The sequence below is a fragment of the Pseudomonas sp. YA1 genome (genome assembly GCF_058680555.1).
In genome coordinates, this window is sequence record NZ_JBZWBG010000004.1 from 284,115 (window position 1) to 309,482 (window position 25,368).

A 25,368-nucleotide genomic window follows, 5' to 3' on the forward strand; every position below is an offset into this window, starting at 1 on the left:
ATGCACAAGTTGATCTGCCTCGGCCTGGCCCTCCTGGCCTTGCCGGTCCAGGCCGCCTGGTACCTGGACTACGAGTCGTCGCGACTCAGTTTCATCTCCACCAAGAACGCTACCCTTTCGGAAGTCGGCCGTTTCCTGGTCATGCACGGCAAGGTCGACGACAAGGGCCAGGCGCGCCTGCGCGTCGAGCTGGACTCGGTGAGCACCGACATCCCGCTGCGCGACGAACGCATCCGCGAGCATCTGTTCGAGACCAAGCGCTTCGCCGAGGCGGAGATCACCGCCCAGCTCGACCTGGCGCCGATCGTCGAGCTGGCCGACGGCGTGCAACTGGAAATGCGCCAGCCGGTGACCGTCAGTCTGCATGGCAAGCGCAAGAGCTACGCCAGCGACCTGTTGGTGACCCGCCTGGACGAGCATCGCTTCCAGGTGGTGACCCTGTCGCCGCTGGTGCTGGACGCCGCCGACTTCGACCTCGCCCCCGGCATCGAGACCCTGCGCAAGCTGGCCGGCGCCGGCAGCATCGGGCTCTCGGTGCCGGTCGGCGCCGTGCTGATCTTCACTTCGCGGTGAGCGGCCCGGTCTTTCCCTGGCGCAGCGACAACCGCTTCGCCCTGCTCAATGACGGCGTGCGGTTCTTCCCGCGCATGCTGCTGGCCATCGAGGCGGCGCAGCGGAGCATCGAGCTGGAGCTGTACCTGGTGGAAGACGGGCATTGCGCCGAACTGTTTCTCGTCGCCCTGCTGGATGCCCGCCGTCGGGGCGTCGCCGTGCGCTGCCTGTTCGACGGCTTCGGCTGCCTCGGCCTGGGCAGCGCCTGGATCCAGCGCCTGCGCGAGGCCGGCGGCGAACTGCGGCTGTACAACCCGCTGCGCTGGAAGCTGACCGGCGGCAATCTCTACCGCGACCATCGCAAGCTGCTGCTGGTGGACGGGCGCCTCGGCTATGTCGGCGGCGCCGGGATCACCGACGAATTCTGGGAACCGGTCAGCGACGTCAGTGCCTGGCGCGAGGTGATGGTCGAGATGGACGGCCCGGTGGTGGCGGACTGGGCCGCGCTGTTCGAGCGGCAATGGCTGGCCTGTCTCGAAGAGAAAGCCTGGAAGCCCCGTGAGAGCATGACCCTTACCCGTCTTCCGCCGCAGCCGGGGGCGGCCCGCGGGTTGGGCCGGGTGGCCTACGCCGATGCCCGCCAGCACCGCGACATCCTGCAATCGCTGGTCCGCGCGCTAAACGGCTCGCGCCGGCGGATCTGGCTGGCGACGCCGTACTTCCTGCCGACCTGGAAGGTTCGCCGGGCCCTGCGCAAGGCCGCCCAGCGCGGCGTGGAGGTGCGCCTGCTGCTGGCCGGGCGGCTCACCGACCACGCCCCGGTGCGCTATGCCGGGCAGCGCTACTACCCGCGCCTGCTGCGCGCCGGCGTGCGCATCCACGAATACCAGCCGCGCTTCCTGCACCTGAAGATGGTCATGGTCGACGATTGGGTGAGCGTCGGCTCCTGCAACTTCGACCATTGGAATCTACGCTTCAACCTCGACGCCAATCTCGAGGCCCTCGACCCGGACTTCACCAACGAGGCGGCGGCGAGCCTGTTGGCGGACTTCGCCGATAGCCGCGAGGTGACCCTGGCGATGTGGCGCGCGCGGCCCCTGTGGATGCGCCTGCACCAGCGCCTGTGGGGTTGGCTGGACCGGGTGGTGGTGAATTTCCTCGACCGCCGGCGCTAGGCAGCGGCCGTTCGTAGTCGCTGGCCGGCCCGGTGAAACTTGCCAGGGAGCTTGCGGGTCTACCCGGGACCGCCCATTACAATGACAAAGGAGAGATGCGTGGCAACGCCCGACTCCAAGGAACGTTTCATCGGACTGGAATGGTTGCGCTTCCTGCTCGGCCTGTACGTGGTGGTGTACCACACCCTGCATACCTATCCGAAAGAGCAGAAGTTTCCCGGTCTCGATGAACTCACCAGCCTGGGGTTCTTTGCCACCAGCACCTTCTTCGTGCTCTCCGGCTTCCTCCTGGCCCATGTCTACGCGCGCAGCGGCCGGTTGCGCGAAAACGCCCGCAGCTTCTGGACCAAGCGACTGTCCAATCTCTATCCGCTGCACCTGTTCTCCCTGCTGCTGTCGATCCTGGTGCTGCTGGCCCTCAGCCACCTGGGAATCGGTCCCGAGCTGGACAAGGCCACCCCGCGCTTCGTCATCTACGACACCAACGAAGTGCTCGGCCGCACCCACCCGGAACTCTTCCTGCACTGGATGAGCAACACCGAACTGTTCGTCAACAGCATCCTGCAGATCCTCCTGCTGCAGGCCTGGAATCCCTATTACCTGACCTTCAACGCGCCGTTGTGGTCGCTGTCGACGCTGATGTTCTTCTACCTGGCGTTTCCCTTCGTCGCCCCGCGGCTGATGCGCAGCCGGCACAAGTGGAAGGTGCTGGCGCTGGTCTGGCTGGTCTACCTGATCCCGCCGGTGCTGGTGGTAGCCAGCGAGAGCTACGGGATCCCCTGGACCGGCCTGCTGCACCGCAATCCGTTGCTGCGCCTGCCGGAATTCCTTGGCGGCATCCTGGCCTACGGGTTGTTCCGCGGCTACCGCGACCGCGGCATGGTGCCGGGACGCGGCCTGCTGGCCGGGCTGGTGGCGCTGGTGGTGGCGGCCTTCCTGGTGGCCGACTACCTGTTCACCCAGGGCGCCAAGCATTGGTACTTCCTGCTGCACAACGGCCTGCTGCTGCCGGCCCAGTTGCTGCTGGTGTGCCTTTGCGCGCTGCCCGCCGACCCGAAGAGCGCTTTCGTCCGCCACTGGTCGCCGCGCCTGGGGGCCGCCTCGCTGTCGCTGTTCGCCCTGCATGTGCCGATGTTCACCCTGTTCTCCCGTAGCGAGCGCCTTATCGCCGTGCCGGGGCGTTGTCTCGACGACTGGCGCGCCTGCACCGAGGCGGCGGCCGCGCTGCCATCGTCGCTGCTCTACTACCCGCTGTTCCTGGTCCTGCTGGTGGCGTTCTGCGTACTGTTCCAGGAGCGCGGCGTGGTGCCGGTGCGCAAGTGGCTGGTGCGCCGGCTGATGCCGGCGCCGGCGCTGGCCAAGGTGCCGCGCCCGGCCTGAGGCCGTTCTCCCGGCGAACCGGACTTTCGACGGGTGGCAGGCCCGGCCCGGCTGGTTATGCTGCGCGGATAACCATAAGAAGAGGGATGGAGCATGCTGCGCAGCCTGTCGCTGGCCCTGTCGATCGTCGCGAGCCTGGTCGGCTGCAGCACGCCCGGCGCGTTCTTCGGTGCGGTGGACGGACCGGCCTTCGTCGCCCATCCGAGCGCCGATGCCAGCCACGCCACCGTCTACCTCTACCGTCCGCGGAGCCAGTGGGCGGACGAGGAACTCGAGGCGCCGGGGATCTTCCTCAACAACGAATTGATCGGCAGCCTGCCGAGCAACGGCTACCTGGCGTTCGAGTTCGAGACCGGCAGCTACAAGCTGGAAATGCGCCGGCCGCTGGCGGGCAGCTTCTGGACCCTGTTCGCCGACGGTCCGATGGATTTCACCCGCATCGCCAGCTTCATGCTCGAGGCCAGGGCCGGCTCGGTCTACTACCTGCGCTACGACGAACTCAACCCGCCACCGAAGAGCGAGCACCCGGCGGGTGAGGGCGATGGCCCGCTGCAATTGGTGGCGGCCGATCTCGGCGCTGCGGAAATCGGCGCTACCCACCAGGTTCAGGAGCCCATGCAGTTCGCCGCCAGCGGCTACCGGAAACGCGTGCAGCGCTCGTTCTGGGAAGGCGTCGGGCGGGCCCTGGACAAGATCGGCATCTGAACCCGGCACGCGTGTAGTAACCGTCTATTACCCGCGTCCCCCTGCGGATTGGCTACCTTAGGTGCATCCCCGGTATGACCGGGCCCTGCCCGAAGGAGTGCGCGTGATGGCTGCGAAGAAGATCCTGATGCTGGTCGGCGACTATGCCGAAGACTACGAAACCATGGTCCCGTTCCAGGCCCTGCAGATGGTGGGCCACCAGGTGCATGCGGTGTGTCCGGACAAGCGGGCCGGGCAAAGCGTGCGCACCGCCATCCACGATTTCGAAGGCGACCAGACCTACAGCGAGAAGCCGGGCCACAACTTCACCCTCAATGCCGACTTTGCCCAGGCCCGCGCCGAGGATTACGATGCCCTGCTGATCCCCGGCGGCCGCGCCCCCGAATACCTGCGCCTGAACGAGCAGGTGCTGGCTCTGGTGCGTGCCTTCGACGCCGCGCGCAAGCCGATCGCCGCGGTCTGCCATGGCGCCCAGCTGCTGGCCGCCGCCGGCGTCCTGCAAGGGCGGGCGTGCAGCGCCTATCCGGCCTGCGCCCCGGAGGTGCGGCTGGCCGGCGGCGAGTACGTCGACATTCCGTCGGACCAGGCCCACGTCGACGGCCACCTGGTCACTGCGCCGGCCTGGCCGGCGCATCCGGCGTGGCTGGCGCGCTTCCTCGAGGTGCTCGGCACCCGTATCAGCCACTGAGACCCAGGAGACCCCCGCGCATGTGCGAACTCTATGTGAAAGCCGACCCGATCCTCTATGAATCGCGCTCGCGTTCCTTGCGCATCCGCGGGGTGGTGACCACCCTGCGCCTGGAGAACCAGTTCTGGGACATCCTCCGGGAAATCGCCGAAGGCGAGGGCCTGAGCACTAACCAGTTGATCACCAAGCTCTACGAGGAAGTGATGGACTATCGCGGCGAGGTGCTCAACTTCGCCTCCTTCCTGCGTGTCAGTTGCACCCGCTACCTGGCGCAGCGGCGCGAGAAAGTCGCCGAGCTGAGCCTGGTCGGCCAGCGCGCCCAGGCCTGAGGCGAGGGAAGACGCGACCGGGGTGAAGCGTTTAGGCTGGTCGCACTTCCTCCCCCGATCCGGCGTCGCCTCGTGAAATACTCCCTGCCCACCACGGCCACCGCGCCGTTCTGTCCCTCGGCGGTCAGCCACAGCGTGGCGGTGCCGGCCGACGCCTCGCCGCTGCGCAAGCTGGCGCTGTTCGTCGGCCCCGGCCTGCTGGTCTCGGTCGGCTACATGGACCCCGGCAACTGGGCCACCGCCATCGAGGCGGGCTCGCGCTTCGGCTACGCGCTGCTGTTCGTGGTGGTGCTGGCGAGCTTTTCCGGGATGCTCCTGCAAAGCCTCTGTTCGCGCCTGGGGATCGCCACCGGCCGCGACCTCGCGCAGCTCTCCCGGGAGCGCTACCGCCCTGGCGTGGCGCGTGGCCAATGGCTGCTGGCGGAACTGTCGATCGTCGCCACCGACCTTGCCGAGGTGCTCGGCGCGGCGCTGGCCTTCCACCTGCTGCTGGGAGTCTCGATTACCACCGGGGTGGTCCTCACCGCCTTCGATACCCTGATCGTGCTGGCCCTGCAGGGCGCCAACTTCCGCCGCCTGGAGGCCATAGTGCTGGGGCTGATCGCGACCATCGGCGCGTGTTTCTTCGTCGAACTGGTGCTGATCGGCCCCTACTGGCCGGATGTCGCCGCCGGCCTGCGGCCATCCTGGGACACCCTGAGCAGCCAGGAGCCGCTGTACCTGGCGATCGGCATCCTCGGCGCGACGGTGATGCCGCACAACCTCTACCTGCATTCGTCCGTGGTGCAGACCCGGGTCAGCGGCGACGACGCGGCGAGCAAACGCTCGGCGATCCGCTTTTCCCGGCTCGACACCATCGGCTCGCTGTCCCTGGCGCTGCTGGTCAATGCGGCGATCCTGATCCTCGCCGCCGCGGCTTTCCACGGCAGCGGCCACACCGAGGTGGTGGAGATCCAGGACGCCTACCACCTGCTCGACCCGCTGGTGGGCGGCGCCCTGGCCAGCTTCCTGTTCGGCTTCGCCCTGCTGGCGGCGGGGCAAAGCTCGACCTTCACCGGCACCATTGCCGGGCAGGTGGTGATGGAGGGTTTCCTCCGGGCGAAGATTCCCTGCTGGCAGCGGCGCCTGATCACCCGGGGCCTGGCCCTGGTGCCGGCCTTGATCGGCGTGCTCTGGCTGGGCGAAGGCGCGGTAGGCAAGCTGCTGGTGCTCAGCCAGGTGGTGCTCAGCCTGCAATTGCCGTTCGCCCTGTGGCCGCTGATTCGCTTCAGCAGCGACCGGAACCTGATGGGGGAGTTCGTCAACCCGCGCTGGATCAGCGCGCTGGCCTGGTCGTTGTTCGGCCTGATCTCGGCGGCGAACCTGACCTTGCTGTATTTCTGGTTCGGCTGAACCAAGGCGCCTGCGGCGCTGCCAGCCCAGGCTCCGGCCAGTGGCCGTACGAAAAAGCCCGGCGCGGGGCCGGGCTTTTCCAGGGACGGAGCAGGCTTACTTGACCTCGACCGCCAGGCTTTCGGCGATCTTCTTCTGCCAGACCGCTGGGCCGGTGATGTGCACCGACTCGCCGTTGGTGTCAACCGCGACGGTGACCGGCATGTCCTTCACCTCGAACTCGTAGATCGCTTCCATGCCCAGTTCGGCGAAGGCCAGCACCTTGGACTTCTTGATCGCCTGGGCGACCAGGTAGGCGGCGCCGCCGACGGCCATCAGGTATACCGCCTTGTTGTCCTTGATCGCCTCGATGGCGATGGGACCGCGCTCGGACTTGCCGATCATGCCCAGCAGGCCGGTCTGTTCGAGGATCTGGCGGGTGAACTTGTCCATCCGGGTGGCGGTGGTGGGACCGGCCGGGCCGACCACCTCGTCGCCGACCGGATCGACCGGGCCGACGTAATAGATGAAGCGGCCTTTCAGGTCCACCGGCAGCGTTTCGCCCTTGTTCAGCATGTCGACCATGCGCTTGTGCGCGGCGTCGCGGCCGGTGAGCATCTTGCCGTTGAGCAGCAGGGTCTCGCCCGGTTTCCAGCTTTGCACCTCTTCCGGGGTGATCTTGTCCAGGTCGACGCGGCGCGCGGACGGGCCGGCTTCCCAGACGATCTCCGGATAGGCGTCGAGCGACGGCGCTTCCAGTTCGGCGGGGCCGGAGCCGTCGAGCACGAAGTGGGCGTGGCGGGTCGCGGCGCAGTTGGGGATCATGCACACCGGCAGCGAGGCGGCGTGGGTCGGGTAGTCCATGATCTTGACGTCGAGCACGGTGGTCAGGCCGCCCAGGCCCTGGGCACCGATGCCCAGCTGGTTGACCTTCTCGAACAGCTCCAGGCGCAGTTCCTCGATGCGGTTCTGCGGGCCGCGGGCCTTCAGTTCGTGGATGTCGATCGGGTCCATGAGGACTTCCTTCGCCATCACCGCTGCTTTCTCCGCGGTGCCGCCGATGCCGATGCCGAGCATGCCCGGCGGGCACCAGCCGGCGCCCATGGTCGGTACGGTCTTCAGCACCCAGTCGACGATCGAGTCGGACGGGTTGAGCATGGCCATCTTCGACTTGTTCTCCGAGCCGCCGCCCTTGGCCGCGACATCGACTTCGACCTTGTCGCCGGGAACGATGGAGTAGTGGATCACCGCCGGCGTGTTGTCCTTGGTGTTCTTCCGCGCGCCGGCCGGGTCGGCCAGGATCGAGGCGCGCAGGACGTTCTCCGGCAGGTTGTAGGCGCGGCGCACGCCTTCGTTGATCATATCGTCGACGCTCATGGTAGCGCCGTCCCAGCGCACGTCCATGCCGACCCGGACGAACACGGTGACGATCCCGGTGTCCTGGCAGATCGGGCGGTGGCCGGTGGCGCACATGCGCGAGTTGATCAGGATCTGCGCCATGGAGTCGCGGGCAGCCGGCGATTCTTCGCGCAGGTAGGCCTCATGCATGGCCTGGATGAAATCGACCGGGTGGTAGTAGGAGATGAACTGCAGGGCATCGGCGACGCTCTGGATCAGGTCGTCTTGCTTGATCACGGCCATGGAGCACGGTCCTCTTCAGGCGGGTAATTCGGATGCGGGGCAGGGTCACGGAGCCGGCCGCAGCCGAGGAGCGCGCCGGTCAGGCACCGGCGCAAAAAAGGCGCGACAGTATAGCCGTTCCGGCGAGACGGGCGCACGCGCCGACGATCAGACCTTGGTCGGCCAGCCGGCTGGTCGGCCGATAAATCCGCGGTCCGCTAGCTGGCAGTTCGTTCGACTAGGCAACCCGCAGGGGGCAGGGTACATTGCGGCCAGGTGCCATTACGGGACGGAGCCCATGCGCACAGACAAGCCTCCTCTGAAACAGCGTGCGCTGCAAAAGCTCTTGCTCCGCCGGTTCGGCATGGCCGCAGGCACCTACCTGCTCGGCCTGGTCCTGCTCTGGCTGGCGCTACTCAGCGGCTTCTACCGCGCAGCGCCGACCACCGCGGCGGCCAGCACCACCCTGGTGGTGGCTTGCCAACTGGCCTTCCTCTGGCTGTTCGCCAGCGGTCGCAACCTGCGTTACGCCGATCCCAGCCTGACCGAGCCGCAGGTGCTGGTGGCGATCGCCTGGCTGACCTATTTCCTCTATCACGTCGACAGCCTGCGCGGCACCTTCATGGTGTTCTACGTGCTGGCCCTGCTGTTCGGCGTGTTCCAACTGCCGCCGCGGGTCTTCGCCCGCTGTGCGGCGCTGGCGTTCATCGCTTTTTCCGGCATCTACCTGGTAGAGGCCTTGCAGCAGCGTCTCGAGCTGCCGGGCCGGGCTGCATTGCAGGTGCTCGTGATGTTCATCGTAATGGTCTGGCTGAGCCTGTTCGCCAGCTACATACAGGCGATGCGGCAACGCATGCGCCAGCGCCGCTATGCCTTGCAGGCGCACCAGGACACGCTGCGCGGCATGATGCGCCAACTGGAAGACCTGGTGGCCACCGACGAACTCACCGGGCTGTTCAACCGCCGGCATTTCATGCGCCTGGCCAGTCGGGCGCTGGAAGACCTGCTGCCGAACCGGCAGCACGGCCTGGCGCTGATCGACCTCGATCACTTCAAGCGGATCAACGACCGCCACGGCCACGCCGCCGGCGATCGGGTCCTGCAGACCTTCGCCGCGGTGGCGCGTTCCTGTCTGCGCGATGGCGACGTCCTGGCCCGTTACGGCGGCGAGGAGTTCGTCCTGCTGCTGCCCCACGCCGACGCGGAGCAGCTGGAAAGCTGTTGCGAACGCCTGCGCCTGGCGTTCGAACAGGCGGAACCGGTCGGGGTCACGGTGGATACCCTGAGCCTTTCGGTGGGCATGACCCTGCTGTATGCCGACGACGATCTCGACGAGGCCTTGCAGCGGGCCGACCAGGCGCTCTACCGTGCCAAGCGTGGCGGACGAAACCGCTGCGACGCCACCTGGGAGGTCACCAGTGCCTGACATACGGGTCGGCGAGCGACGCCTTGCCGTCGCCGCCGGCAGCAACCTGCTGGATGCGCTGCTCGCCGGCGGCATCGCCGTGCCCCATAGCTGCCGCGCCGGCAGTTGCCACGCCTGCCTGGTGCATTGCCTGCAGGGCGAGGTGGAAGACACCCTCCCGGAGGCGCTCGATCCGGTACGGCGCGAAGCGGGCTGGCGGCTGGCCTGTCAGTGCCGGGTGCTCGGCGACCTCGTGTTGCAGCCTTTCGATCCTGAGCACGACGGGCTGCCGGCCAGGGTCGTCGCCTGCCACTGGCTGGGCGATGTGCTGCGCCTGCGCCTGGAGCCGGAGCGGCCCTTGCGCTATCGCGCCGGGCAGCACCTGCTGCTGTGGAGCGACGATGGCGTGGCGCGTCCCTATTCGCTGGCCAGCCTGCCCCACGAGGACCCGTGGCTGGAGTTCCACATCGACTGTAGCGCCCCCGGCGCGTTCTGCGACCGCGCCCGGCGCCTGGCGCCTGGCGCGCTCCTGCGCCTGGGCGAACTGCGCGGCGGGGCGCTGCGCTACGAACCCGACTGGCAGGAGCGACCGCTGTTGCTGATGGCCGCCGGCACCGGGCTGGCGCCGCTCTGGGGGATACTTCGCGAGGCCTTGCGCGCGGAACACCAGGCGCCGATCCAGTTGCTGCACCTGGCGCGCGACCACTACCTGGCGAGCGAGTTGGCGGAGTTGGCCGGGCGCCATCCGCAACTGCGCGTCAACCTGGTGTCGGCGGCGCAGTTGCCCTCTGCCTTGGCCGATCTCCGCCTTGTTCCGCGGCGCAGCATGGCCTTACTCTGCGGCCAACCCGCCAGCGTCGAACGCTTCGCCCGGCATCTCTACCTGGCCGGCGTACCGCGTAGCCAGACCCTGGCGGACCTGTTCCTGCCCCACGCCTGACGCGGCGCCGGTGGCGGTGCCTTGCAGCCATTGCCGCGGCCTTGCGCCGCATCCCTGGAGTGACGATGAGCGAGCTGATTCGGGTCGAACGCGAAACGGGGCTGCTGACCCTGCGCCTGGACCGCCAGGACAAGAAGAACGCGCTGACCCGCGCGATGTACAGCCGGATGGCCGAGGCGCTGCTGGAGGCGCAGGCCGATACGGCTGTGCGGGTGGTGCTGATCACTGGCGGCGACGCCTGCTTCACCAGCGGCAACGACATCCTCGACTTCCTCGAGCAACCGCCATCCCTGCGCGACAGCCCGGTCGGCCGCTTCATGAGCGCCCTGCTGGAATTCCCCAAGCCGGTGATCGCCGCGGTGAACGGACCGGCGGTGGGTATCGGCACCACCCTGCTGCTGCATTGCGACCTGGTTTTCGTCGGTCGCAATGCGCGATTGAAGATGCCGTTCGTCAACCTCGGCCTGACACCGGAGTTCGGCTCGAGCCTGATCCTGCCGCGCATGCTCGGTCATGCCAAGGCTGCGGAATTGCTGATGCTCGGCCAGGACTTCAGCGGCGAGCAGGCGGCGGCCTGGGGCCTGGCCAATGCGGCGCTGGAGGATGGCGCCACGGTGCTGGAGCACGCCCGCGATGCGGCCCGGCGCTTCCTGCACCTGGCGCCCTCGGCGGTAGTGGAGAGCAAGCGCCTGATGAAAGCGCCGTTTATCGAGGAGCTTCGCCGGGTGATCGCCGAGGAAGGCGATATCTTCAGTACCCGTCTGCGCTCGCCCGAGGCGATCGAGGCGCTCAGCGCCTTCATGCACCGGCGCCAGCCGGATTTCTCCAGGTTCGCCTGAGTGGGCCAGCGGAGCGCCGATCCGCCGCGACGCGGCTGAAACGGCGGATAACCGCGTGGCGGTTATTCGCCCTACACCACGTTGGGTTAGCGGGGTGCCGGTCCGTAGGGCGGATAACGCCCCAGGCGTTATCCGCCGCGACGTGCGCTTATACCAGCAGGTCGCCGACGTGCAGCACCTTCATGGTGTTGGTGCCGCCCTGGGCGGTGTAGCTGTCGCCCTTGGTCAGGATCACCCAGTCGCCCTTGGTCACCACGCCGCGCTTGAGCAACTCGTCGACCGCGGCCTGGCTGACTTTCTCCGCCGGCAGCGCCGCCGGGTCGAAGGGGACGGTTTCCACGCCGCGGAACATCGCCACGCGAGCCTGGGTCTCGCGGTGCGGGGAGTAGGCGTAGATCGGTACCGACGAGCGGATGCGCGACATGATCAGCGGGGTGAAGCCGCTTTCGGTCAGGCAGATGATCGCCTTGATCCCCGGGAAGTGGTTGGCCGTGTACATCGACGCCAGGGCGATGCTCTCGTCGCAGCGGTCGAAGGTCTGGCCGAGGCGGTGGCTGGATTTCTGGCTGGTCGGGTGCTTCTCGGCGCCCTGGCAGACGCGGGCCATGGCTTGCACCGCTTCCACCGGGTACTCGCCGGCGGCGCTTTCCGCCGAGAGCATCACCGCGTCGGTGTAGTCGAGCACGGCGTTGGCCACGTCGGAGACTTCCGCGCGGGTCGGCATCGGGCTGTGGATCATCGACTCCATCATCTGGGTCGCGGTGATCACCACTTTATTGTTGCGGCGGGCGTGCAGGATGATCTTCTTCTGGATGCCGACCAGCTCGGCATCGCCGATTTCCACGCCGAGGTCGCCACGGGCCACCATCACCGCGTCGCTGGCACGAATCAGGCCGTCGAGGGCGTCGTCGTCGGCGACCGCCTCGGCGCGCTCGATCTTGGCCACCAGCCAGGCCTTGCCACCGGCCTCGGTGAGCAGGCGGCGGGCGTATTCCATGTCCTTGGCGTCGCGCGGGAAGGAAACGGCCACGTAGTCCAGGTCCATGTCCGCGGCCAGCTTGATGTCGGCCTTGTCCTTGTCGGTCAGCGCCGGCGCGGTGAGACCGCCGCCGCGGCGGTTGATGCCCTTGTGGTCGGACAGCGGGCCGCCGATCAGCACCCGGCAGCGCAGTTCGTCGGCGGCGACTTCCTCGACCACCATCACCACCCGGCCGTCGTCCAGCAGCAGTTCATCGCCGACCCCGCAGTCCTTCACCAGGTCCGGGTAGTCGATGCCGACCACTTCCTGGGTACCGGCGTCGCGGGCGTGGCTGGTGGAGAAGCGGAACTTGTCGCCGACCTGCAATTCGATGCGCTTGTTGGCGAACTTGGCGATGCGGATCTTCGGTCCTTGCAGGTCGCCGAGCAGGGCGACGAAGCGGCCGTGCTTGGCCGCCAGTTCGCGCACCAGCCTGGCGCGGGCGCGGTGTTCATCGGGGGTGCCGTGGGAGAAGTTGAGGCGGGCGACGTCGATCCCGGCCAGGATCAGTTGCTCCAGCACTTCCGGGGAATTGCTGGCTGGGCCGAGGGTGGCGACGATTTTGGTGCGGCGAACGGACATGCAAAGGACTCCTTGGATAACGCTGGCGTGCAGGCTACCACCGGCGAGGCTCGGCGGCGACTGCGGAGTCATACTATCTGCATCAGATGTCATTTGTCGGTTTGAGCACCAGCAGGTCGCATTCCACCTCCTCCAGGACGCGTTCGGCGGTCTGCCCGATCAGCGCGTTGTCCAGGTGCCCCCGGGCGACCGCGCCCATCAGCAACAGGTCGATGTCGTTGGCCCGGACGAAGTCGGGGATCGCCTGCTCGGCATAGCCGGCCAGCAGGTGGCGGCGCTCCGCGGCGATCTCCGGGTAGGCCGCCAGCAGGTCGTCGAAGGCCTGGCGGTGACGTTCCTCATGTTGCAGCACGAAACGCTCGTAGCCGGCGAGCATTTCCGCGTCGAACAGCAGGCTGCGCGGCATCGCCGCGTGGGTATGCAGGTAGTCGGCGCGCAGCCCCAGGCTGGCTTCGAGCTGGCGGGCGGCGGCGATCAGCCGGTGATCGAGGGCGGCCGGCTTGTCGCTGGCATGCAGTGGGTCGAGCGCCGCGCACAGGCGCTGGCCGCGCCAGGCGTCGTGATGGACCAGCCAGAGCGGCTGCGGGCAGTGGCGGATCAATTGCCAGTCGCTGTTGCCCAGTAGCAGGCGGCGCAGCAGGTTGTGCTTGCGGGTGCTCTTGAGGACCAGGTCGGGCCGGGTTTCGCCGACCCGTTGCAGGACCATCCGGTCCAGCGGCTTGCCCCACTGGGCCTCGACCTGAGTGCGGATGCCGGCCTGCTGCAGCGGCATGGAAAGCTGCTCCAGCCAGGTGACCCGTTCGTCCAGGTAAAGGTCGCGGGCACGCTGCAGCGAGTGACTGTCGAAGAACAGCCCGCCGTCCAGCGCCGGGTTGAAGTCGCACAGCAGCAACTCGACGCTGGCGCCGCTGCGTTCGGCGATCCACTGGGCACGGGTAAGGGCCGGCTGTTCGTCGCTGCTCGGATCGACGACCACCAGCAGGTTATGCAGGTTCATGGCAACGCTCCTGGCACTGGGCGGGAATGCCATTGCAGACCAGGCGCCGCGACGGGCGCTTGATCTGGGTCAGTCCGGCGGGGATCAGCGCGGTTGCACGTTGAGCGCCTGGTCGAGGTGCCGGCTGGCCTTGTTCGACAATTCGCCTTCAGGATAGTCGAGCAACTGGCGGCGCAGGTATTCGATGGCCTTGTCGCGGTTCGGGTGCGGGTTGTCCGGCGCCAGGTACATCAGGCCGAGCTGGTAGAGGGCCTTTTCCTTTATACCGGCAGGAATCGCCGGATCGTTGACCGCCAGCAGGTAGAGTTCGGCGGCTTCGTCGACGCGATCCTTGAGCACCGCGCGGCGCGACAGCAGGGTCATGTCCGGGTCGAGGCTGGTCTTGTAGAGGTCGAGGTTCTGCTGCGGCTTCCAGGTGGCGAGCAATTCGCGGGCGCTCTTCTGCACCGGCTCCCTGGCTCGCTGGCGCATCGCCAGCAGGCGCGCCTGGGCATGCTCGGCGGCGTGGGTGCCGGGGAACTCGCGGACCACGCGCTGGAAGTAGTCGGTGGCCTTGGCGTCGTCGCGCTGGTCGTTGTAGCGGCTCATGTAGATCAGGCCGATCTGGTACAGCGAGATACCGCGCACCTCGGCGCTGTAGCGGCTATTGTCGTAGCCGGTGAGGTAGAGCTTCTCCGCCTCGGCGCTCCTGTTGTCGCGGATCGCCATGGCGCTGTAGGTCAGCAGGTCGCCTTCCTCCTCGATGGCGGCGGTCATGCGGTTGCTCTTCATCTGCTTGTATTCGGCGACTTCGCCAGTGGTCACCTGGGCGACGAACAGCGGCGTGGTCGGCGAGCAGGCGGCCAGCAGCGACAGCAATGGGAGCAGGACGAGACGGCGGGCGAAGCGCATGGCATCTCCTTGGCGCCAGGGCGAGAGCCACCCCAGTCTAGTCAGGCCCTTCAGTCACGCCAATACGCGCCGATACAGTTCCCAACGGAGGATATGCCTATGCGAAGCTTGATCGTTGCCTGCCTGGCGCTGAGTGCCACCGGTTGTAACAGCTGGTCGCTGAACAGCGACCTGAACGGGGCCTACCGCGCCTACGACAAAGGCGATTGCGCACAGGTGATGCTCGACCTGTCGCGGGCCGAACGGCGGATTCGCGCGCGGCCCTACCTGCAGCCGGAAATCTCGCTGCTGCGCGGCCAGTGCCTGGAACGCCAGAGCCTGTTCGTCGACGCGGCGCAGACCTACCACTTCATCATCGCCCGTTACCCCACCAGCGAATATGCCTACCGTGCCAAGGCGCGGCTGGAGACCTTGCGTCAGCTGGGCCGGCTGAACGAGACGCCGGCCTCGGCCAGCGCCGTGCCGACCCGCCTGTAGGCGGCCGGGAGACTGGACGGGCGTTCAGGCTGACCGTCGGTCGCATGGGACCCCGGTCGATCCGGTAAGCTTCGTCCTGGATTTCACGGAGGAGGTTCGCATGCGTGCCCTGTGGTTCTGTGTCGCCCTGATGCCCGTGCTGGCACAGGCGGACATCTATCGCTGGACCGATGCCCAGGGCAAGGTACACTTCTCCGCCACGCCACCGGCCGGCGCGCAACGCGTCGAAGTCAGGCCGCAGGTGGTGGAACGTGACGCCGCGACCCGCCAGCGCGAGCAGCGCACCCAGGAGTATTTCGATGCTCGTCGCGAGGAACGCACCGCCGCCGCCGAACGCGCCGGCCAGCGCCAGGCTGCGCTGGCCGAGGAATGCGGGCGCTTGCGGCAACAGTTGTCCCAGCTCGAACGCGGCGGCCGCTTCTATCGGCAGGACGCCGGCGGCGGGCCGGTTTACCTGAGCGATGCCGAGCTGGACGCCATTCGTCGCGAACTGGCCTCGCGGGAGTCCGAACGCTGCCGCTGAGCTTGTTCCCCGAGCGCCGGCATCGTCATACTGGACTGCAAATCATAGCGAAATGCCATTATGGGTCTTCAACGACATATCCAGCGCCATCAGTTGCCCAGCTACCTGAAGGTGTTCAATCGCATCACCGACAAGCCGATGGGCTACATCGGCAACGTCTCCGAGGACGGCCTGCTGCTGATCAGCCAACTGCCGATGCTGGTCGGCGCGCGTTTCGAACTGCGCCTGAAGGTTCCGGGACTGGGCGGTCGCCCGCAATGCGTCGATTTTTCCGCCGACTGCCGGTGGACCTGCGAGGACGTCACGCCCGGTCATTTCGATTCCGGCTTCCACCTGCTGGCGCCGCCCGCCGAATTCCTCGAACTGGTGGAGGCGCTGCGCCGCTACTTCAGTTTCCCCCGCCAGCCGCAGTCGGTCTGATCCGTCAAAGCACGCCGGCGCGCTTCCAGCCCAGGTAGCGGCTGATCAGCTCCGGCCCGAGTTCGCTGGGACGCGCATCGAGCACTGGCACGCCGTGGGCCGCGAGCTTCTCGTGGAGGCCGTTGCGCGCATTCAGGTAGTCGATGGTGCCGGTGTAGGCGAGCGCCTGCTCGTAGCGGGCGACCGGCTCCTGGCGCAGGGTGTCGAGCACTTCCTCGCGCAGGCTGGCGACCAGCACCCGGTGCTGGCGGCCCAGGCGTTTCACCGCGCCGAGCAGTTCTTCGTCGTCCTCGTCGCGCAGGTTGGTCACCAGGATCACCAGGGCCCGCCGCCGCTGGCGGGACAGCACCGCCTGCACGGCTTCCGGGAAGTCGGCGGGACGCTGGCTGGTCTGCAGGTCGTAGACGGTGTTGAGCAGCGCGCCGAGCTGGGCGCTGCCCTTGCCCGGCGGGAGGTGCCGGCGGTCGTCGCCGGCGAAGGTCATGGCGCCCACCGCATCGCCCTGGCGCAGGGCCACGTAGGCCAGCAGCAGGCTGGCGTTGAGGGCATGGTCGAAGTGCGACAGGTCGCCGTCCTGGCTGCGCATGCGGCGGCCGCAGTCGAGCAGGAAGAGGATCTGCTGGTCGCGTTCGTCCTGGTATTCGCGGGCGATCGGCGTGCGTTTGCGAGCGGTGGCCTTCCAGTCGATCTGGCGCAGGGTGTCGCCGTCGCGGAATTCGCGCAACTGGTGGAACTCCAGGCCGAGGCCGCGGCGCTGGCCGCCGCGTACGCCGATCTGGTTGAGCCAGTGGTCGACCGCCATCAGTTCGGCGCCGTAGAGGCGGGCGAAGTCCGGGTAGACGCGGGTCTCGCCGCGTGCTTCCAGGTAGCGGCGCTGCCGCCACAGGCGCAGCGGGCTGGGCAGTTCCAGCTCGCAGCGGGGAAACACGAAGTGACCGCGGTTCAGCGGCCGCACCCGGTAGCCGACCTCGGTGCTTTCGCCCGGGCGCAGTTCGACCTCCTGCGGCAGGTACTCGAAATCCATGCCGGCCGGCAGGTGATCGAACAGGGTCAGGCGAACCGGACGCCGATAGGTGTGCTGCAGATGCAGGCGCACTTCGCTCCAGCGCCCCAGCGGCAGGTTGCCGCTGAGCTGGCGGCTCAGCTTCGGCACCGCCTGGCGGCGCGCCCACAGGGCGTCCAGCAGGCCGAGCAGGAGCAGCGCGGCGAGCGCCGCCCACCAGAATGTATGCAGTTGCGCAGGCAACCGCTGGCCGAGCGCCGACAGGCTGCCCAGGCCGATGGCCAGCAGCAGGAGCGCGGCGAACAGCGCCAGCAGGGCGCGCGATGGCTTCATACGCGGGGGGCCGGTACCTGGTCGAGCAACTGTTGCAGGACCTGGTCCACCGACAGCCCCTCGATGTCCAGCTCCGGAGACAGCCGGACCCGATGGCGCAGGACCGCCAGGGCACAGCCCTTGATGTCGTCCGGCACCACGAACTCGCCGCCGCGCAGCAGCGCCCGCGCCCGGCCGCAACGGACCAGGGCGATCGACGCGCGAGGTCCGGCGCCGAGGGCCAGGCCCGGCCAGTTGCGGGTGGTGCGGGCCAGGCGCACGGCATAGTCGAGGACCTGGTCGTCGATCGGCAGGTCGCTGGCGATCCGCTGCAGGGCGAGAACGTCCTTGTCCTTCAGCAGCGGCCGCAGGTTGGCCACGTCGAGCATGTCGCTGCGCGCGGAGCGGGTCACCTGGCGCACCAGGGTCTGTTCCTCGGCTTCGGCCGGGTAATCGATGCGCAGCTTGAGCATGAAGCGGTCGAGTTCGGCTTCCGGCAGCGGATAGGTGCCTTCCTGCTCGATCGGGTTCTGCGTCGCCAGCACCATGAACGGCTGCGGCACCGGCAGGGCGCGTCCTTCCAGGGTGACCTGGCGCTCCTGCATCACTTCCAGCAGGGCGGCCTGGGTCTTGGCCGGCGCGCGGTTGATCTCGTCCGCCAGCAGCAGGTGGGTGAACACCGGCCCCTTGCGCAGCTTGAACTGCTCGCTGGCGAGGTCGTATACGGCGTGGCCGGTGACGTCGCTGGGCATCAGGTCGGGGGTGAACTGGATGCGCGCGAAGCCGCCGTCGAAGCAGCGCGCCAGGGCGCGTACCAGCAGGGTCTTGCCGAGCCCCGGCACGCCTTCCACCAACACGTGGCCGCCGGCGAGCAACGCGGTGAGCACATCGTCGATCACCGCGCCCTGGCCGATCAGGGCTTTCTGCAGTTCGCTGCGCAGGGCCTGGGCCAGCTGGCTGGCGCGCTGGCGCTGGAGCGCCGGGTTGGGCGTGGTGCTCGGTTGTTCGGGCGTCTGTTCGCTCATAGGGCATTCCTGAGGCTTTGCAGGTGGGCGACCTGGCGGGTGAAGTCGGCAGCGGAAAGGCGCTGCGCCGGATATGGGCGCATGGCCTGGCTGATGGCGCTGGGTGGCAGGCGGGTCATGCGCCCGAGGATCTGCCATTGCTCGGCGACGCCGAGCTGTTCGAAACCGGGGTGGCGACGCCGCGCCCTGCGCAGGATGTCGCGTTGCAGACCGTGCAGCAAGGCGACGTGGCCGCGCTGGCGGAGGAGGAAGTCGGCGCCGGCGCGCAGGTGTTCCTCCAGTTGCCGGCGCGAACGGCTGGCCACCGGCTGCAAGGGACCCTGGCGCAGCCCTGCGCGCCACAGGCCAGCGAGCAACAGCAGCAGCGCTGCCGCCAGGGCCTCGGGGAAGTGGCGGGCGAGCAGGGTGGCGAGGCTGTCGCGTTCGGCGCGGTAGAGCAGGGTCACCTGGTTGTCCTGGGTCAGGTACCAGAGCAGCCAGGCGTTGTCGTACTGCTCGATGTTGCGGTTCTGCCAGATCCAGGCGTCGGTGAGCACCGTGACCAGGCCCTTGCCGTGCTGCATCTGCAACAGGTGGGTGGCGTCGCCGCTGTTGGCCCAGGCGTAGGCGTGGTTCTGCGGATCGTAGAGGTGGTAGTCGGGATCGAAGCCGATGTAGGCCGGCGAGCGCTCGTTTTCCAGGTACAGGCGGGTCAGTGCGGAATAGTCCGGCACGCTGTCGGCGGGCTCTTCTTCCTCGCCGGCGGCTTCCTCCGGCGGCGTTTCGGTCGCATGGTCGTCGACGCTACCTTCGTCGGCGTCGGCGGTTTCCTCGCTGGCCCGGTCCTGGCTGTCGTCGAAGTCCTCGGTCAGGTACTGGCGGATATCCAGGCTGTCGAGCAGCAGGTCGCCGCTCTTCTTCTCGTCCTCGTCCCACAGGCGTTCGGCGATCAGCACCAGATGCCCGCCCTGCTCGCTCCATTGCAGCAGGCGGCGCGCCTGGCCGGGAGTCATGCCGGAGCGGCTGCCGAGCAGGAGCAGGGTATGCCCGGAGGGCGGCAGTTCCTTGAGGACCTCAAGGCCGTCGGCGCGGCTCACCGTGACCCCCTGCTTGCGCAGGAACAGTTCGGCGGCCAGGTAGGGATTGCGCCGGGCCTCCGGCGATGGGCCGAGGTCGATCGTCTCCGTATAGGGTTGCAGGCGGCTGGCCAGGAAGATCGCCAGCAGCCCGGCCAGCAGCAGGAGCACGGCAAGCAACAGGAAGCGCGCGCGCCGGCTCATCATGGCTTGGCTCCCGCGGCGAAAAGGCTGCGCCAGCCATCGCAGAGGCGCTGGCGAGCGTCGTCGGCCGGCAGCCGGTGGCCGTAGGCGAGCGCCTGCCATTGGGCGGTCAGCAGTTGGCTGTAGTGCAGCAGCGGCCGTTGTTGCTCCAGTCCTTCGACCAGGCGCAGGACCTCGCCCTCGGTATGGGAGCCCTTCAACGGCAGGCGGTAGTCATGCAGCAGTCGGCTGAGCAGCCCGCGGTAGAGCAGGCCGAGGGCTTCCCGTGGTTTCTCGTTCCAGAGCCGTTCGGCGTTGCCGGCGATGTCGTCGGGCAGGCTTTCCGGACTGAGATCGAGGCCGAACATCACCGTCGGCGCTTCGCGGCGGGCCCGTTGCGGCAAGCCCAGGTTGCCGACGAACAGGCGCAGCCATTCACGGTAGCGCCAGACCAGCAGGAACACCGCGCTGAACAGCAGCGCCCAGAGCAGCACTTCGATGACCTGCGCCGCGTGACGGAACGGCACCCAGTTGGCCAGGGCCTCGAAGAATGCCTTGAGCCGCTCTTCGTCCTCCTTGCGGCTGTCCTTTTTCTCGGTCTTGTCGCCGAAGCGCCAGCCCGTAACGGTCTCGCTGTTCTTGAACGGCGCGCCGTCGACGATCGCCCGGATCTGCTTGCCGGCCTGTTCGCTGTTGAGTTTCTGCCGCAGCAGGCGGGCCTGCTCGGGCGGCAGCTCGGCGTCGCCGGCGCTGGCGGCGGCCGCCGGCTCGGCGTAGGCGGAAGGGGCGGGCAGACAGGCCAGCGAAGCGGCCAGGCCGAGCAGCAGGACATAGGCGCTGCCGACCAGACGCTGGCGCAGGCGGCGGAACACCAGCTCGATGTCCCAGGCCTCCAGTTCGGTGCGCCGGTTCAGGTAGAGGGTGAAGCCGCAGGCCACGTAGATCGGCTCCCAGACTACCAGCACCAGGACGTAGAGCAGGTTCGAGAGGTGCTCCAGCCAGAGCCACTCGCCGGCTTCCGGGTCGAGCAGGCTCTGCCAGTTCCAGTCGATCTCGTTCTGCGCCGGGATCAGCAGGTAGAGAAGCATGGCGAAGCCGGCCCAGAGCGCCATTTCCAGGTGCACGCCGACCACGGTCAGCCAGGTCGCGCCGCCGGCGTTGCGCTGGGACAATACGATCAGGCGCTGGCTGCGGGGCTCCCCGGCGAGCCCTTCCAGTTGCAGGACCGGCAGGTCGAAGCTGCGCGTCGGACTGAAGCGGCGCCACAGCAGGCTGGCCGGCAACTGTTTCCTCAGCAGGGCGGGATAGGCGCGCAGGGCCTGCTTCAGGGTTGGCGTATCACCGAACAGGGCGTGCGAGAGAATGTACAGCGGCAGCCGTTCGAAGGCCGGCTTGAGCCACCAGAAGATCAGGATCGCCAGGGTCGGATGCTGCCACAGCAGGAGGCTGAGCACGGCGAACAGCGGCAGGGTCAGCAACGCCCAGCTGCCCATCAGCAGGCGCGCATGGCGATGCGCCAGGAGGATGCCGAGGTCGAGCGCTTCCCAGGCGCTGCGCGGTCGAATCGCCACGCTGGCGTCAGTCAGGCGCATGGCGGCTCCGTCCGGCGAACAGGAAGTAGCTGCCGACCAGCAGCCAGAGGACCGCGCCGACCGCGTACTTCACCCGCGGCTCGAAATGACTGATGGAAGACCAATAGGCCTCGGTGAAGGCCGCCAGCAGCAACAGCACGATCACCCCGGCGATCAGTTGCACGCTGCGCCGGGCGGCCAGCCGCAGGGCTTCGCCGCGGGTCAGGCGACCTGGCGCGAGCAGCGCCCAGCCGAGCTTGAGGCCGGCGGCGCCGGCGAAGGTGATGGCGGTCAGTTCGAACGCGCCGTGGCCGATGACGAAGGGCCAGAAGGTCTGCACGTAGCCGATCTGCGTCAGGTGGCCGGCCACCGAACCGATCATCAGGCCATTGAACAGCAGGAAGAACAGGCTGCCGAGTCCCAGCAGCACGCCGCTGGCGAAGGTCTGAAAGGCGATGCCGATGTTGTTCATGATGTAGAAGCCGAACATTTCCCAGTCGTCGCTGGTGTCGCGTGCCCCCAACGGACCCAGGCGGGTGGTTTCCGGGGCGTACATAGACTCCATCTCGCTGACCTTGTCCGGGCTGACCACGCTGTAGATCAGGTCGGGAAAGTGATAGACCAGCAGCCCCATGAGCAGGGCGCTGCCGTAGAACAGCAGGCTGGCCACGGCGATGCTGCGCCATTCCTCGCGGACCAGGCGCGGCAGGCCGGCGAGCAGGAAACCGAGGATGCGGCTGCCGAGCTGGCTGCGGTGCCGGTAGAACTGCTGGTGGCCGCGCATCGCCAGTTGCTGCAACTGGTCGATCAGGTGACTGCTGTAGCCGCGCTCCTGGGCCAGCGCCAGTTGTTGGCAGAGGCGCCGGTAATCGGCGGCGAAGTCGTCGCTGGAGCCTTCCAGCTTCTTGCCTTTCTCGAGGAAGGCGAGGCGTTTGTCGAAGCGTTGCCAGGCGGCCTGGTGGCGCTGTTCGAAGAGGCTCTGTTTCATGCGCTCTCCTGGCGCAGGCCGAGAAAGCCGCGGGCGATGCCGTTGATCTCGGCCTGGGCGCGTACCGGCTCGACGCCCAGCGGTTCGGCGAGAATGCCCGCCAGTTCCTCGCGGCGTGCCGAGGAAAGCGCCGCGCCGCGTTCGGCGAAGCCGAGGAAAGCGCGCTGTTCTTCCAGGCTCATGGGGAAGGGCGGCAGTTGCGGCTCGACGTCAGGCAGGCTGGGCCGGCTCAGTTCGGGTTCGCGGTAGACCACCAGGGTGCCGGCGGCGATGTCGCCCAGGCGCTTGAAGGCCGGATGGTTCAGGCAACAGAGCAGACCGAGGGCGTAGCCGAAGGGCAGGATGTCGGCGAAGCGCAGCAGGTTGCGCAGCAGCGACGCGGCCCAGCCCACCGGAGTGCCGTCGTCGTGGACGACGCGCAGTCCCATCATCTGCTTGCCGGGCGAGCGGCCCTGGTTGAGCACCTCGAAGAGGACCATGTACCACCAGGTCATGACGAAGGTCAGCAGCAGGCCGAGGCCGGCGCCGAGCTTGCCGAGGAACGCCAGGCCGAGCATCAGCACCAGCATGATCAGGCCGCGGATGCAGAGGTCGATGGTATAGGCCAGGGCCCGGGGGACGACGCCGGCGGGGCGCAGGAGCAGGTCGATGCCTTCCGGCGTTTCCACGTGGTAGTGGGTGTCGAGGACCTCGGCGCCTGGCCGGGAGGTGGGCGCGACGAGGCGGGCGGCTGCGTTCGGTGGCATCGGGGGGCCGTGTCGGGGAAAGTCAGATGCTAGCCAGCGTGGCGTCATCAGGCAACCGGGCCGCCGCGACGGCCCGGTCTGCACCTCAGTTGCCCAGCGGGCGAACGCCGAAGATGGTGCGGTAGAGAATACCCATGGAAACGACGAACAGCGGGCCGGTCCAGATCAGGCCGATGAACAGCGGGATCATGCTCACCAGCATCAGCAGGCTCAGCACCAGCAACAGGCCGAACACCTTGAACCAGTGGCGGCTGATGGCCTTGCGCGAGGTTTCCAGGGCCTGCCAGGGCGTCAGGCCGCGCTCGGCCACCAGCGGCAGGGCGAGCATGTAGGCGACGCTCAGGTAGAGGCCGGGGATGATCAGCAGGAAGAAGCCGACGTAGACCATCAGCATCATCAGCAGGCCGGTGAGCAGCAGCGGCACCAGCATGCCGAAGTAGTTGAACATTTCGTTGAAGGTCGCCGGCTGGTCGGCGGCGCGGCGGATGCCGATCATGGTCAGGCCGGTGAAGAACGGGTAGCCCACCGCCGTGGCGACCAGGCTGGCGATCATCTGGCCGACCGCGAAGGCGATGGGATCGGCCTCGCTCATCAGGCCGATACCGCCGAAGAGCAGGGTGAGGATGAAGGTGATGGTCTGGATCACCACGCTGTAGACCACGAAGGCGCCGATCAGGATGCCTTTGACGCCCTTGATCTTGGCCCAGGCTTCGCTGATTACGTCGCCGATGCGGAAGTCGTAGTCGCCGATGACCGGCGGCACCGCCTGGGTCGGTTGCAGGGCGCTGGCGGGGGTGGCGTAGGGATTGCTGGTGTCGTTCATGGTGCTGTCCTTGTCAGTGAAACGGGCATCCGTGCGAGCGGAATGCTAGCGAGGGCGGAGGGGACAACGCAAGGTTCGGATGGCAGATATGCGCACTGACGCGCCCTGGCGGGCCGTGCCTACGGTGCTTTCCGTGAGTTCGTTGGAAAACCTGGAAATCCCCGAAGTGGGTCGCGAGCTTCGCGGCAGTCACTGGTAGACTGCCCGGTGCCGCCAGAAAGGGAATGACCGTGAACGCGAGTATTTTTTGGTACGACTACGAAACCACCGGCATCGACCCTCGCCGCGACCGGCCGTTGCAGATCGCCGGGATCCGCACGGACGAGGCGCTGAACGAGATCGGCGAGCCGATGAACCTGTATTGCCGTCCCAGCGACGATATCCTGCCCCACCCTATGGCTTGCCTGATCACCGGCATCACTCCCCAGCGGCTGGCCGAGCGGGGGCTGTCCGAGGCCGACTTCATGACCCGGGTACACGCCCAGCTGGCGCAGCCGGCGACCTGCGTGGCCGGCTACAACTCCCTGCGCTTCGACGACGAAGTGACGCGCTACAGCCTGTACCGCAACTTCTTCGATCCCTACGCACGCGAGTGGCAAGGCGGCAATAGCCGCTGGGACCTGATCGACATGGTCCGTACCGCCTATGCCCTGCGCCCGGAGGGCATCCAGTGGCCGCAGCTGGACGGCCGGCTGTCGCTGAAGCTGGAAATGCTCACCGCGGCGAACGGCCTGGAGCATGGGCAGGCCCACGACGCGCTTTCCGATGTTCGCGCCACCATTGCCCTGGCCCGCCTGATCCGTCAGCGCCAGCCGCGCCTGTACGATTACCTCTACCAGTTGCGCAGTAAGCACAAGGTGCTCGACCAGGCGCGCCTGCTGCAGCCGCTGGTGCATGTCTCCGGACGCTTTTCCGCGGAGCGCCATTTCCTCTCGGTGGTCCTGCCGCTGGCCTGGCACCCGCGCAACCGCAATGCTCTGATCGTCTGCGACCTCTGCGCCGATCCCGCGCCGCTGCTGGAGTTGTCGGCCGAGGACTTGCGCAGGCGCCTGTATACCCGTCGCGACGAACTGGCCGAGGGCGAGTTGCCGGTGCCGCTGAAGCAGATCCAGGTCAACCGTTGCCCGGTGGTGGCGCCGCTGTCGGTATTGCGCGCCGAGGATCGCCAGCGAACCGGCATCGAACTCGAGGAGTGCCAGCGAAAAGCCGAGTTGTTGCGCCAGCATCAAACCGTCTGGGCGGACAAACTGACAGCGCTATATGGCGAAGAAAGTTTCTCCGCCAGCGACGACCCCGAGCAACAGTTGTATGACGGATTTATTGGCGATCGGGATCGACGCCTTTGTGAACAGCTGCGCCTTGCCGAACCGGAGCAATTGGCCAAAGAACAATGGCCCTTCGACGATGCCCGCTTGCAGGAGTTGTTCTTCCGCTATCGTGCGCGAAATTTCCCGGAAACTTTAAATGTGGCCGAGCGCCAACAATGGGAAAGCTTCTGCCGCAATCGTTTGTCCCATGAAGAATACGGCGCACCGAATACTTTGCCGGCCTTCGAGGCGGCGCTGGAGGCTTGTCGGCAAGAGCAGGGCGGCACATTGCCGGCGGTACTTGCGGCCTGGCGCGATTACGCCGCGGAACTGCGTCAACGCTATTCGCTGGAGACTTGAGGACGCAGGCAGAGGAGTCGGTACGATACGGCGGAAATGAAAAACGCCAGCACTGGGCTGGCGTTCTTCGTGGAACTGACTGG

25 protein-coding genes are annotated in these 25,368 nt (G+C 67.5%); 14 read left to right on the forward strand and 11 right to left on the reverse strand.

The window, feature by feature from the left end; genetic code table 11:
- The 7 genes from AC4OR5_RS07705 (at nucleotide 1) to AC4OR5_RS07735 (ending at nucleotide 6,221) form a co-directional block, all read left to right on the forward strand.
- A complete protein-coding gene (locus AC4OR5_RS07705; RefSeq protein WP_003093949.1) occupies nucleotides 1–573 on the forward strand; it encodes a YceI family protein in 573 nt (190 codons plus the stop codon).
- A gap of 74 nt (nucleotides 574–647) precedes the next feature.
- On the forward strand, nucleotides 648–1,727 hold the full coding sequence (locus tag AC4OR5_RS07710) for a phospholipase D-like domain-containing protein (RefSeq protein ID WP_003141234.1): 1,080 nt from the start codon (nucleotides 648–650) through the stop codon (nucleotides 1,725–1,727).
- A 99-nt stretch (nucleotides 1,728–1,826) separates the two neighbouring features.
- Entirely contained in the window at nucleotides 1,827–3,107 is a 1,281-nt protein-coding gene (locus AC4OR5_RS07715; protein ID WP_058161137.1) for an acyltransferase family protein, read from the forward strand.
- 93 nt (nucleotides 3,108–3,200) lie between these two features.
- Entirely contained in the window at nucleotides 3,201–3,812 is a 612-nt protein-coding gene (locus tag AC4OR5_RS07720) for a DUF2846 domain-containing protein (protein ID WP_003101143.1), read from the forward strand.
- Between the two features lie 103 nt (nucleotides 3,813–3,915).
- Nucleotides 3,916–4,500 (forward strand): DJ-1/PfpI family protein, encoded by a 585-nt coding sequence (locus tag AC4OR5_RS07725; RefSeq protein ID WP_019485779.1) that lies wholly within the window; start codon nucleotides 3,916–3,918, stop codon nucleotides 4,498–4,500.
- A 20-nt stretch (nucleotides 4,501–4,520) separates the two neighbouring features.
- Nucleotides 4,521–4,829: a ribbon-helix-helix domain-containing protein gene (locus AC4OR5_RS07730; RefSeq protein WP_003093942.1), complete on the forward strand. Its 309-nt coding sequence runs from the start codon at nucleotides 4,521–4,523 to the stop codon at nucleotides 4,827–4,829.
- Between the two features lie 84 nt (nucleotides 4,830–4,913).
- Complete coding sequence (locus tag AC4OR5_RS07735; RefSeq protein ID WP_073647341.1) at nucleotides 4,914–6,221, forward strand: Nramp family divalent metal transporter; 1,308 nt, start codon at nucleotides 4,914–4,916, stop codon at nucleotides 6,219–6,221.
- A 96-nt stretch (nucleotides 6,222–6,317) separates the two neighbouring features.
- Here the strand turns inward: AC4OR5_RS07735 and AC4OR5_RS07740 are convergent, their stop codons facing one another.
- Entirely contained in the window at nucleotides 6,318–7,841 is a 1,524-nt protein-coding gene (locus AC4OR5_RS07740) for a fumarate hydratase (protein WP_003093938.1), read from the reverse strand.
- Between the two features lie 277 nt (nucleotides 7,842–8,118).
- Between AC4OR5_RS07740 and AC4OR5_RS07745 the strand changes: the two genes are divergently transcribed.
- From AC4OR5_RS07745 to AC4OR5_RS07755, 3 genes are all read left to right on the forward strand, one after another.
- Nucleotides 8,119–9,246, forward strand: a complete 1,128-nt coding sequence (locus tag AC4OR5_RS07745; protein ID WP_003093937.1) for a GGDEF domain-containing protein — start codon at nucleotides 8,119–8,121, stop codon at nucleotides 9,244–9,246.
- Nucleotides 9,239–10,165: an iron-sulfur-binding ferredoxin reductase gene (locus AC4OR5_RS07750; protein WP_058161139.1), complete on the forward strand. Its 927-nt coding sequence runs from the start codon at nucleotides 9,239–9,241 to the stop codon at nucleotides 10,163–10,165. Before AC4OR5_RS07745 ends, AC4OR5_RS07750 begins: the two co-directional genes overlap by 8 nt.
- Nucleotides 10,166–10,230: 65 nt before the next feature.
- Complete coding sequence (locus tag AC4OR5_RS07755; protein ID WP_003093932.1) at nucleotides 10,231–11,004, forward strand: enoyl-CoA hydratase; 774 nt, start codon at nucleotides 10,231–10,233, stop codon at nucleotides 11,002–11,004.
- Between the two features lie 148 nt (nucleotides 11,005–11,152).
- Here the strand turns inward: AC4OR5_RS07755 and pyk are convergent, their stop codons facing one another.
- From pyk to AC4OR5_RS07770, 3 genes are all read right to left on the reverse strand, one after another.
- Nucleotides 11,153–12,604, reverse strand: coding sequence for a pyruvate kinase (gene pyk / locus AC4OR5_RS07760; RefSeq protein ID WP_023126525.1), 1,452 nt, complete (start codon nucleotides 12,602–12,604; stop codon nucleotides 11,153–11,155).
- Between the two features lie 82 nt (nucleotides 12,605–12,686).
- Nucleotides 12,687–13,601 (reverse strand): universal stress protein, encoded by a 915-nt coding sequence (locus AC4OR5_RS07765; protein ID WP_003093926.1) that lies wholly within the window; start codon nucleotides 13,599–13,601, stop codon nucleotides 12,687–12,689.
- A gap of 84 nt (nucleotides 13,602–13,685) precedes the next feature.
- Nucleotides 13,686–14,492 (reverse strand): tol-pal system YbgF family protein, encoded by an 807-nt coding sequence (locus AC4OR5_RS07770; RefSeq protein WP_003093924.1) that lies wholly within the window; start codon nucleotides 14,490–14,492, stop codon nucleotides 13,686–13,688.
- A 93-nt stretch (nucleotides 14,493–14,585) separates the two neighbouring features.
- Between AC4OR5_RS07770 and AC4OR5_RS07775 the strand changes: the two genes are divergently transcribed.
- The 3 genes from AC4OR5_RS07775 to AC4OR5_RS07785 all read left to right on the forward strand — a co-directional run bounded on the left by AC4OR5_RS07775 (nucleotide 14,586) and on the right by AC4OR5_RS07785 (nucleotide 15,912).
- The gene (locus tag AC4OR5_RS07775) at nucleotides 14,586–14,969 is read left to right on the forward strand and encodes a tetratricopeptide repeat protein (protein WP_003141224.1); all 384 of its coding nucleotides are present in this window, start codon (nucleotides 14,586–14,588) and stop codon (nucleotides 14,967–14,969) included.
- 100 nt (nucleotides 14,970–15,069) lie between these two features.
- Entirely contained in the window at nucleotides 15,070–15,492 is a 423-nt protein-coding gene (locus AC4OR5_RS07780) for a DUF4124 domain-containing protein (RefSeq protein WP_003093901.1), read from the forward strand.
- A 60-nt stretch (nucleotides 15,493–15,552) separates the two neighbouring features.
- On the forward strand, nucleotides 15,553–15,912 hold the full coding sequence (locus tag AC4OR5_RS07785; protein WP_023107782.1) for a PilZ domain-containing protein: 360 nt from the start codon (nucleotides 15,553–15,555) through the stop codon (nucleotides 15,910–15,912).
- A 4-nt stretch (nucleotides 15,913–15,916) separates the two neighbouring features.
- On the opposite strand, the gene AC4OR5_RS07790 is transcribed toward AC4OR5_RS07785, so the two are convergent.
- From AC4OR5_RS07790 to AC4OR5_RS07820, 7 genes are read right to left on the reverse strand one after another with little or no spacing between them, the layout of a single operon-like run.
- Nucleotides 15,917–17,248 carry a DUF58 domain-containing protein gene (locus tag AC4OR5_RS07790; RefSeq protein WP_003110040.1) on the reverse strand — a complete coding sequence of 444 codons (1,332 nt, stop codon included), beginning with the start codon at nucleotides 17,246–17,248 and terminating at the stop codon, nucleotides 15,917–15,919.
- Entirely contained in the window at nucleotides 17,245–18,252 is a 1,008-nt protein-coding gene (locus AC4OR5_RS07795) for an AAA family ATPase (protein ID WP_003141222.1), read from the reverse strand. Before AC4OR5_RS07795 ends, AC4OR5_RS07790 begins: the two co-directional genes overlap by 4 nt.
- Complete coding sequence (locus AC4OR5_RS07800; RefSeq protein ID WP_058161141.1) at nucleotides 18,249–19,514, reverse strand: DUF4350 domain-containing protein; 1,266 nt, start codon at nucleotides 19,512–19,514, stop codon at nucleotides 18,249–18,251. Before AC4OR5_RS07800 ends, AC4OR5_RS07795 begins: the two co-directional genes overlap by 4 nt.
- Nucleotides 19,511–21,082, reverse strand: coding sequence for a DUF4129 domain-containing protein (locus tag AC4OR5_RS07805; protein WP_058161143.1), 1,572 nt, complete (start codon nucleotides 21,080–21,082; stop codon nucleotides 19,511–19,513). Before AC4OR5_RS07805 ends, AC4OR5_RS07800 begins: the two co-directional genes overlap by 4 nt.
- Nucleotides 21,069–22,049, reverse strand: a complete 981-nt coding sequence (locus tag AC4OR5_RS07810) for a stage II sporulation protein M (protein WP_003134640.1) — start codon at nucleotides 22,047–22,049, stop codon at nucleotides 21,069–21,071. The genes AC4OR5_RS07805 and AC4OR5_RS07810 overlap by 14 nt, the downstream gene beginning before the upstream one ends.
- On the reverse strand, nucleotides 22,046–22,843 hold the full coding sequence (locus tag AC4OR5_RS07815; protein WP_003120853.1) for an RDD family protein: 798 nt from the start codon (nucleotides 22,841–22,843) through the stop codon (nucleotides 22,046–22,048). Before AC4OR5_RS07815 ends, AC4OR5_RS07810 begins: the two co-directional genes overlap by 4 nt.
- A 37-nt stretch (nucleotides 22,844–22,880) precedes the next feature.
- A complete protein-coding gene (locus tag AC4OR5_RS07820; protein WP_003101171.1) occupies nucleotides 22,881–23,618 on the reverse strand; it encodes a hypothetical protein in 738 nt (245 codons plus the stop codon).
- 224 nt (nucleotides 23,619–23,842) lie between these two features.
- On the opposite strand from AC4OR5_RS07820, the gene sbcB reads away from it, so the two are divergent.
- The gene (sbcB, locus tag AC4OR5_RS07825; protein ID WP_058161145.1) at nucleotides 23,843–25,285 is read left to right on the forward strand and encodes an exodeoxyribonuclease I; all 1,443 of its coding nucleotides are present in this window, start codon (nucleotides 23,843–23,845) and stop codon (nucleotides 25,283–25,285) included.
- Nucleotides 25,286–25,368: the final 83 nt, after the last annotated feature.

Coding starts and splice junctions, on each gene's coding strand:
- AC4OR5_RS07745 (WP_003093937.1), top strand. CDS start 8,119: ATGCGCACAGACAAGCCTCCTCTGAAACAGCGTGCGCTGCAAAAGCTC.
- AC4OR5_RS07720 (WP_003101143.1), top strand. CDS start 3,201: ATGCTGCGCAGCCTGTCGCTGGCCCTGTCGATCGTCGCGAGCCTGGTC.
- sbcB (WP_058161145.1), top strand. CDS start 23,843: ATGACCGTGAACGCGAGTATTTTTTGGTACGACTACGAAACCACCGGC.
- AC4OR5_RS07820 (WP_003101171.1), bottom strand. CDS start 23,618: ATGAACGACACCAGCAATCCCTACGCCACCCCCGCCAGCGCCCTGCAA.
- AC4OR5_RS07790 (WP_003110040.1), bottom strand. CDS start 17,248: ATGAAGCCATCGCGCGCCCTGCTGGCGCTGTTCGCCGCGCTCCTGCTG.
- pyk (WP_023126525.1), bottom strand. CDS start 12,604: ATGTCCGTTCGCCGCACCAAAATCGTCGCCACCCTCGGCCCAGCCAGC.
- AC4OR5_RS07765 (WP_003093926.1), bottom strand. CDS start 13,601: ATGAACCTGCATAACCTGCTGGTGGTCGTCGATCCGAGCAGCGACGAA.
- AC4OR5_RS07815 (WP_003120853.1), bottom strand. CDS start 22,843: ATGACGCCACGCTGGCTAGCATCTGACTTTCCCCGACACGGCCCCCCG.
- AC4OR5_RS07775 (WP_003141224.1), top strand. CDS start 14,586: ATGCCTATGCGAAGCTTGATCGTTGCCTGCCTGGCGCTGAGTGCCACC.
- AC4OR5_RS07800 (WP_058161141.1), bottom strand. CDS start 19,514: ATGATGAGCCGGCGCGCGCGCTTCCTGTTGCTTGCCGTGCTCCTGCTG.
- AC4OR5_RS07795 (WP_003141222.1), bottom strand. CDS start 18,252: ATGAGCGAACAGACGCCCGAACAACCGAGCACCACGCCCAACCCGGCG.
- AC4OR5_RS07780 (WP_003093901.1), top strand. CDS start 15,070: ATGCGTGCCCTGTGGTTCTGTGTCGCCCTGATGCCCGTGCTGGCACAG.
- AC4OR5_RS07730 (WP_003093942.1), top strand. CDS start 4,521: ATGTGCGAACTCTATGTGAAAGCCGACCCGATCCTCTATGAATCGCGC.
- AC4OR5_RS07770 (WP_003093924.1), bottom strand. CDS start 14,492: ATGCGCTTCGCCCGCCGTCTCGTCCTGCTCCCATTGCTGTCGCTGCTG.
- AC4OR5_RS07805 (WP_058161143.1), bottom strand. CDS start 21,082: ATGCGCCTGACTGACGCCAGCGTGGCGATTCGACCGCGCAGCGCCTGG.
- AC4OR5_RS07740 (WP_003093938.1), bottom strand. CDS start 7,841: ATGGCCGTGATCAAGCAAGACGACCTGATCCAGAGCGTCGCCGATGCC.
- AC4OR5_RS07755 (WP_003093932.1), top strand. CDS start 10,231: ATGAGCGAGCTGATTCGGGTCGAACGCGAAACGGGGCTGCTGACCCTG.
- AC4OR5_RS07810 (WP_003134640.1), bottom strand. CDS start 22,049: ATGAAACAGAGCCTCTTCGAACAGCGCCACCAGGCCGCCTGGCAACGC.
- AC4OR5_RS07710 (WP_003141234.1), top strand. CDS start 648: ATGCTGCTGGCCATCGAGGCGGCGCAGCGGAGCATCGAGCTGGAGCTG.
- AC4OR5_RS07785 (WP_023107782.1), top strand. CDS start 15,553: ATGGGTCTTCAACGACATATCCAGCGCCATCAGTTGCCCAGCTACCTG.
- AC4OR5_RS07705 (WP_003093949.1), top strand. CDS start 1: ATGCACAAGTTGATCTGCCTCGGCCTGGCCCTCCTGGCCTTGCCGGTC.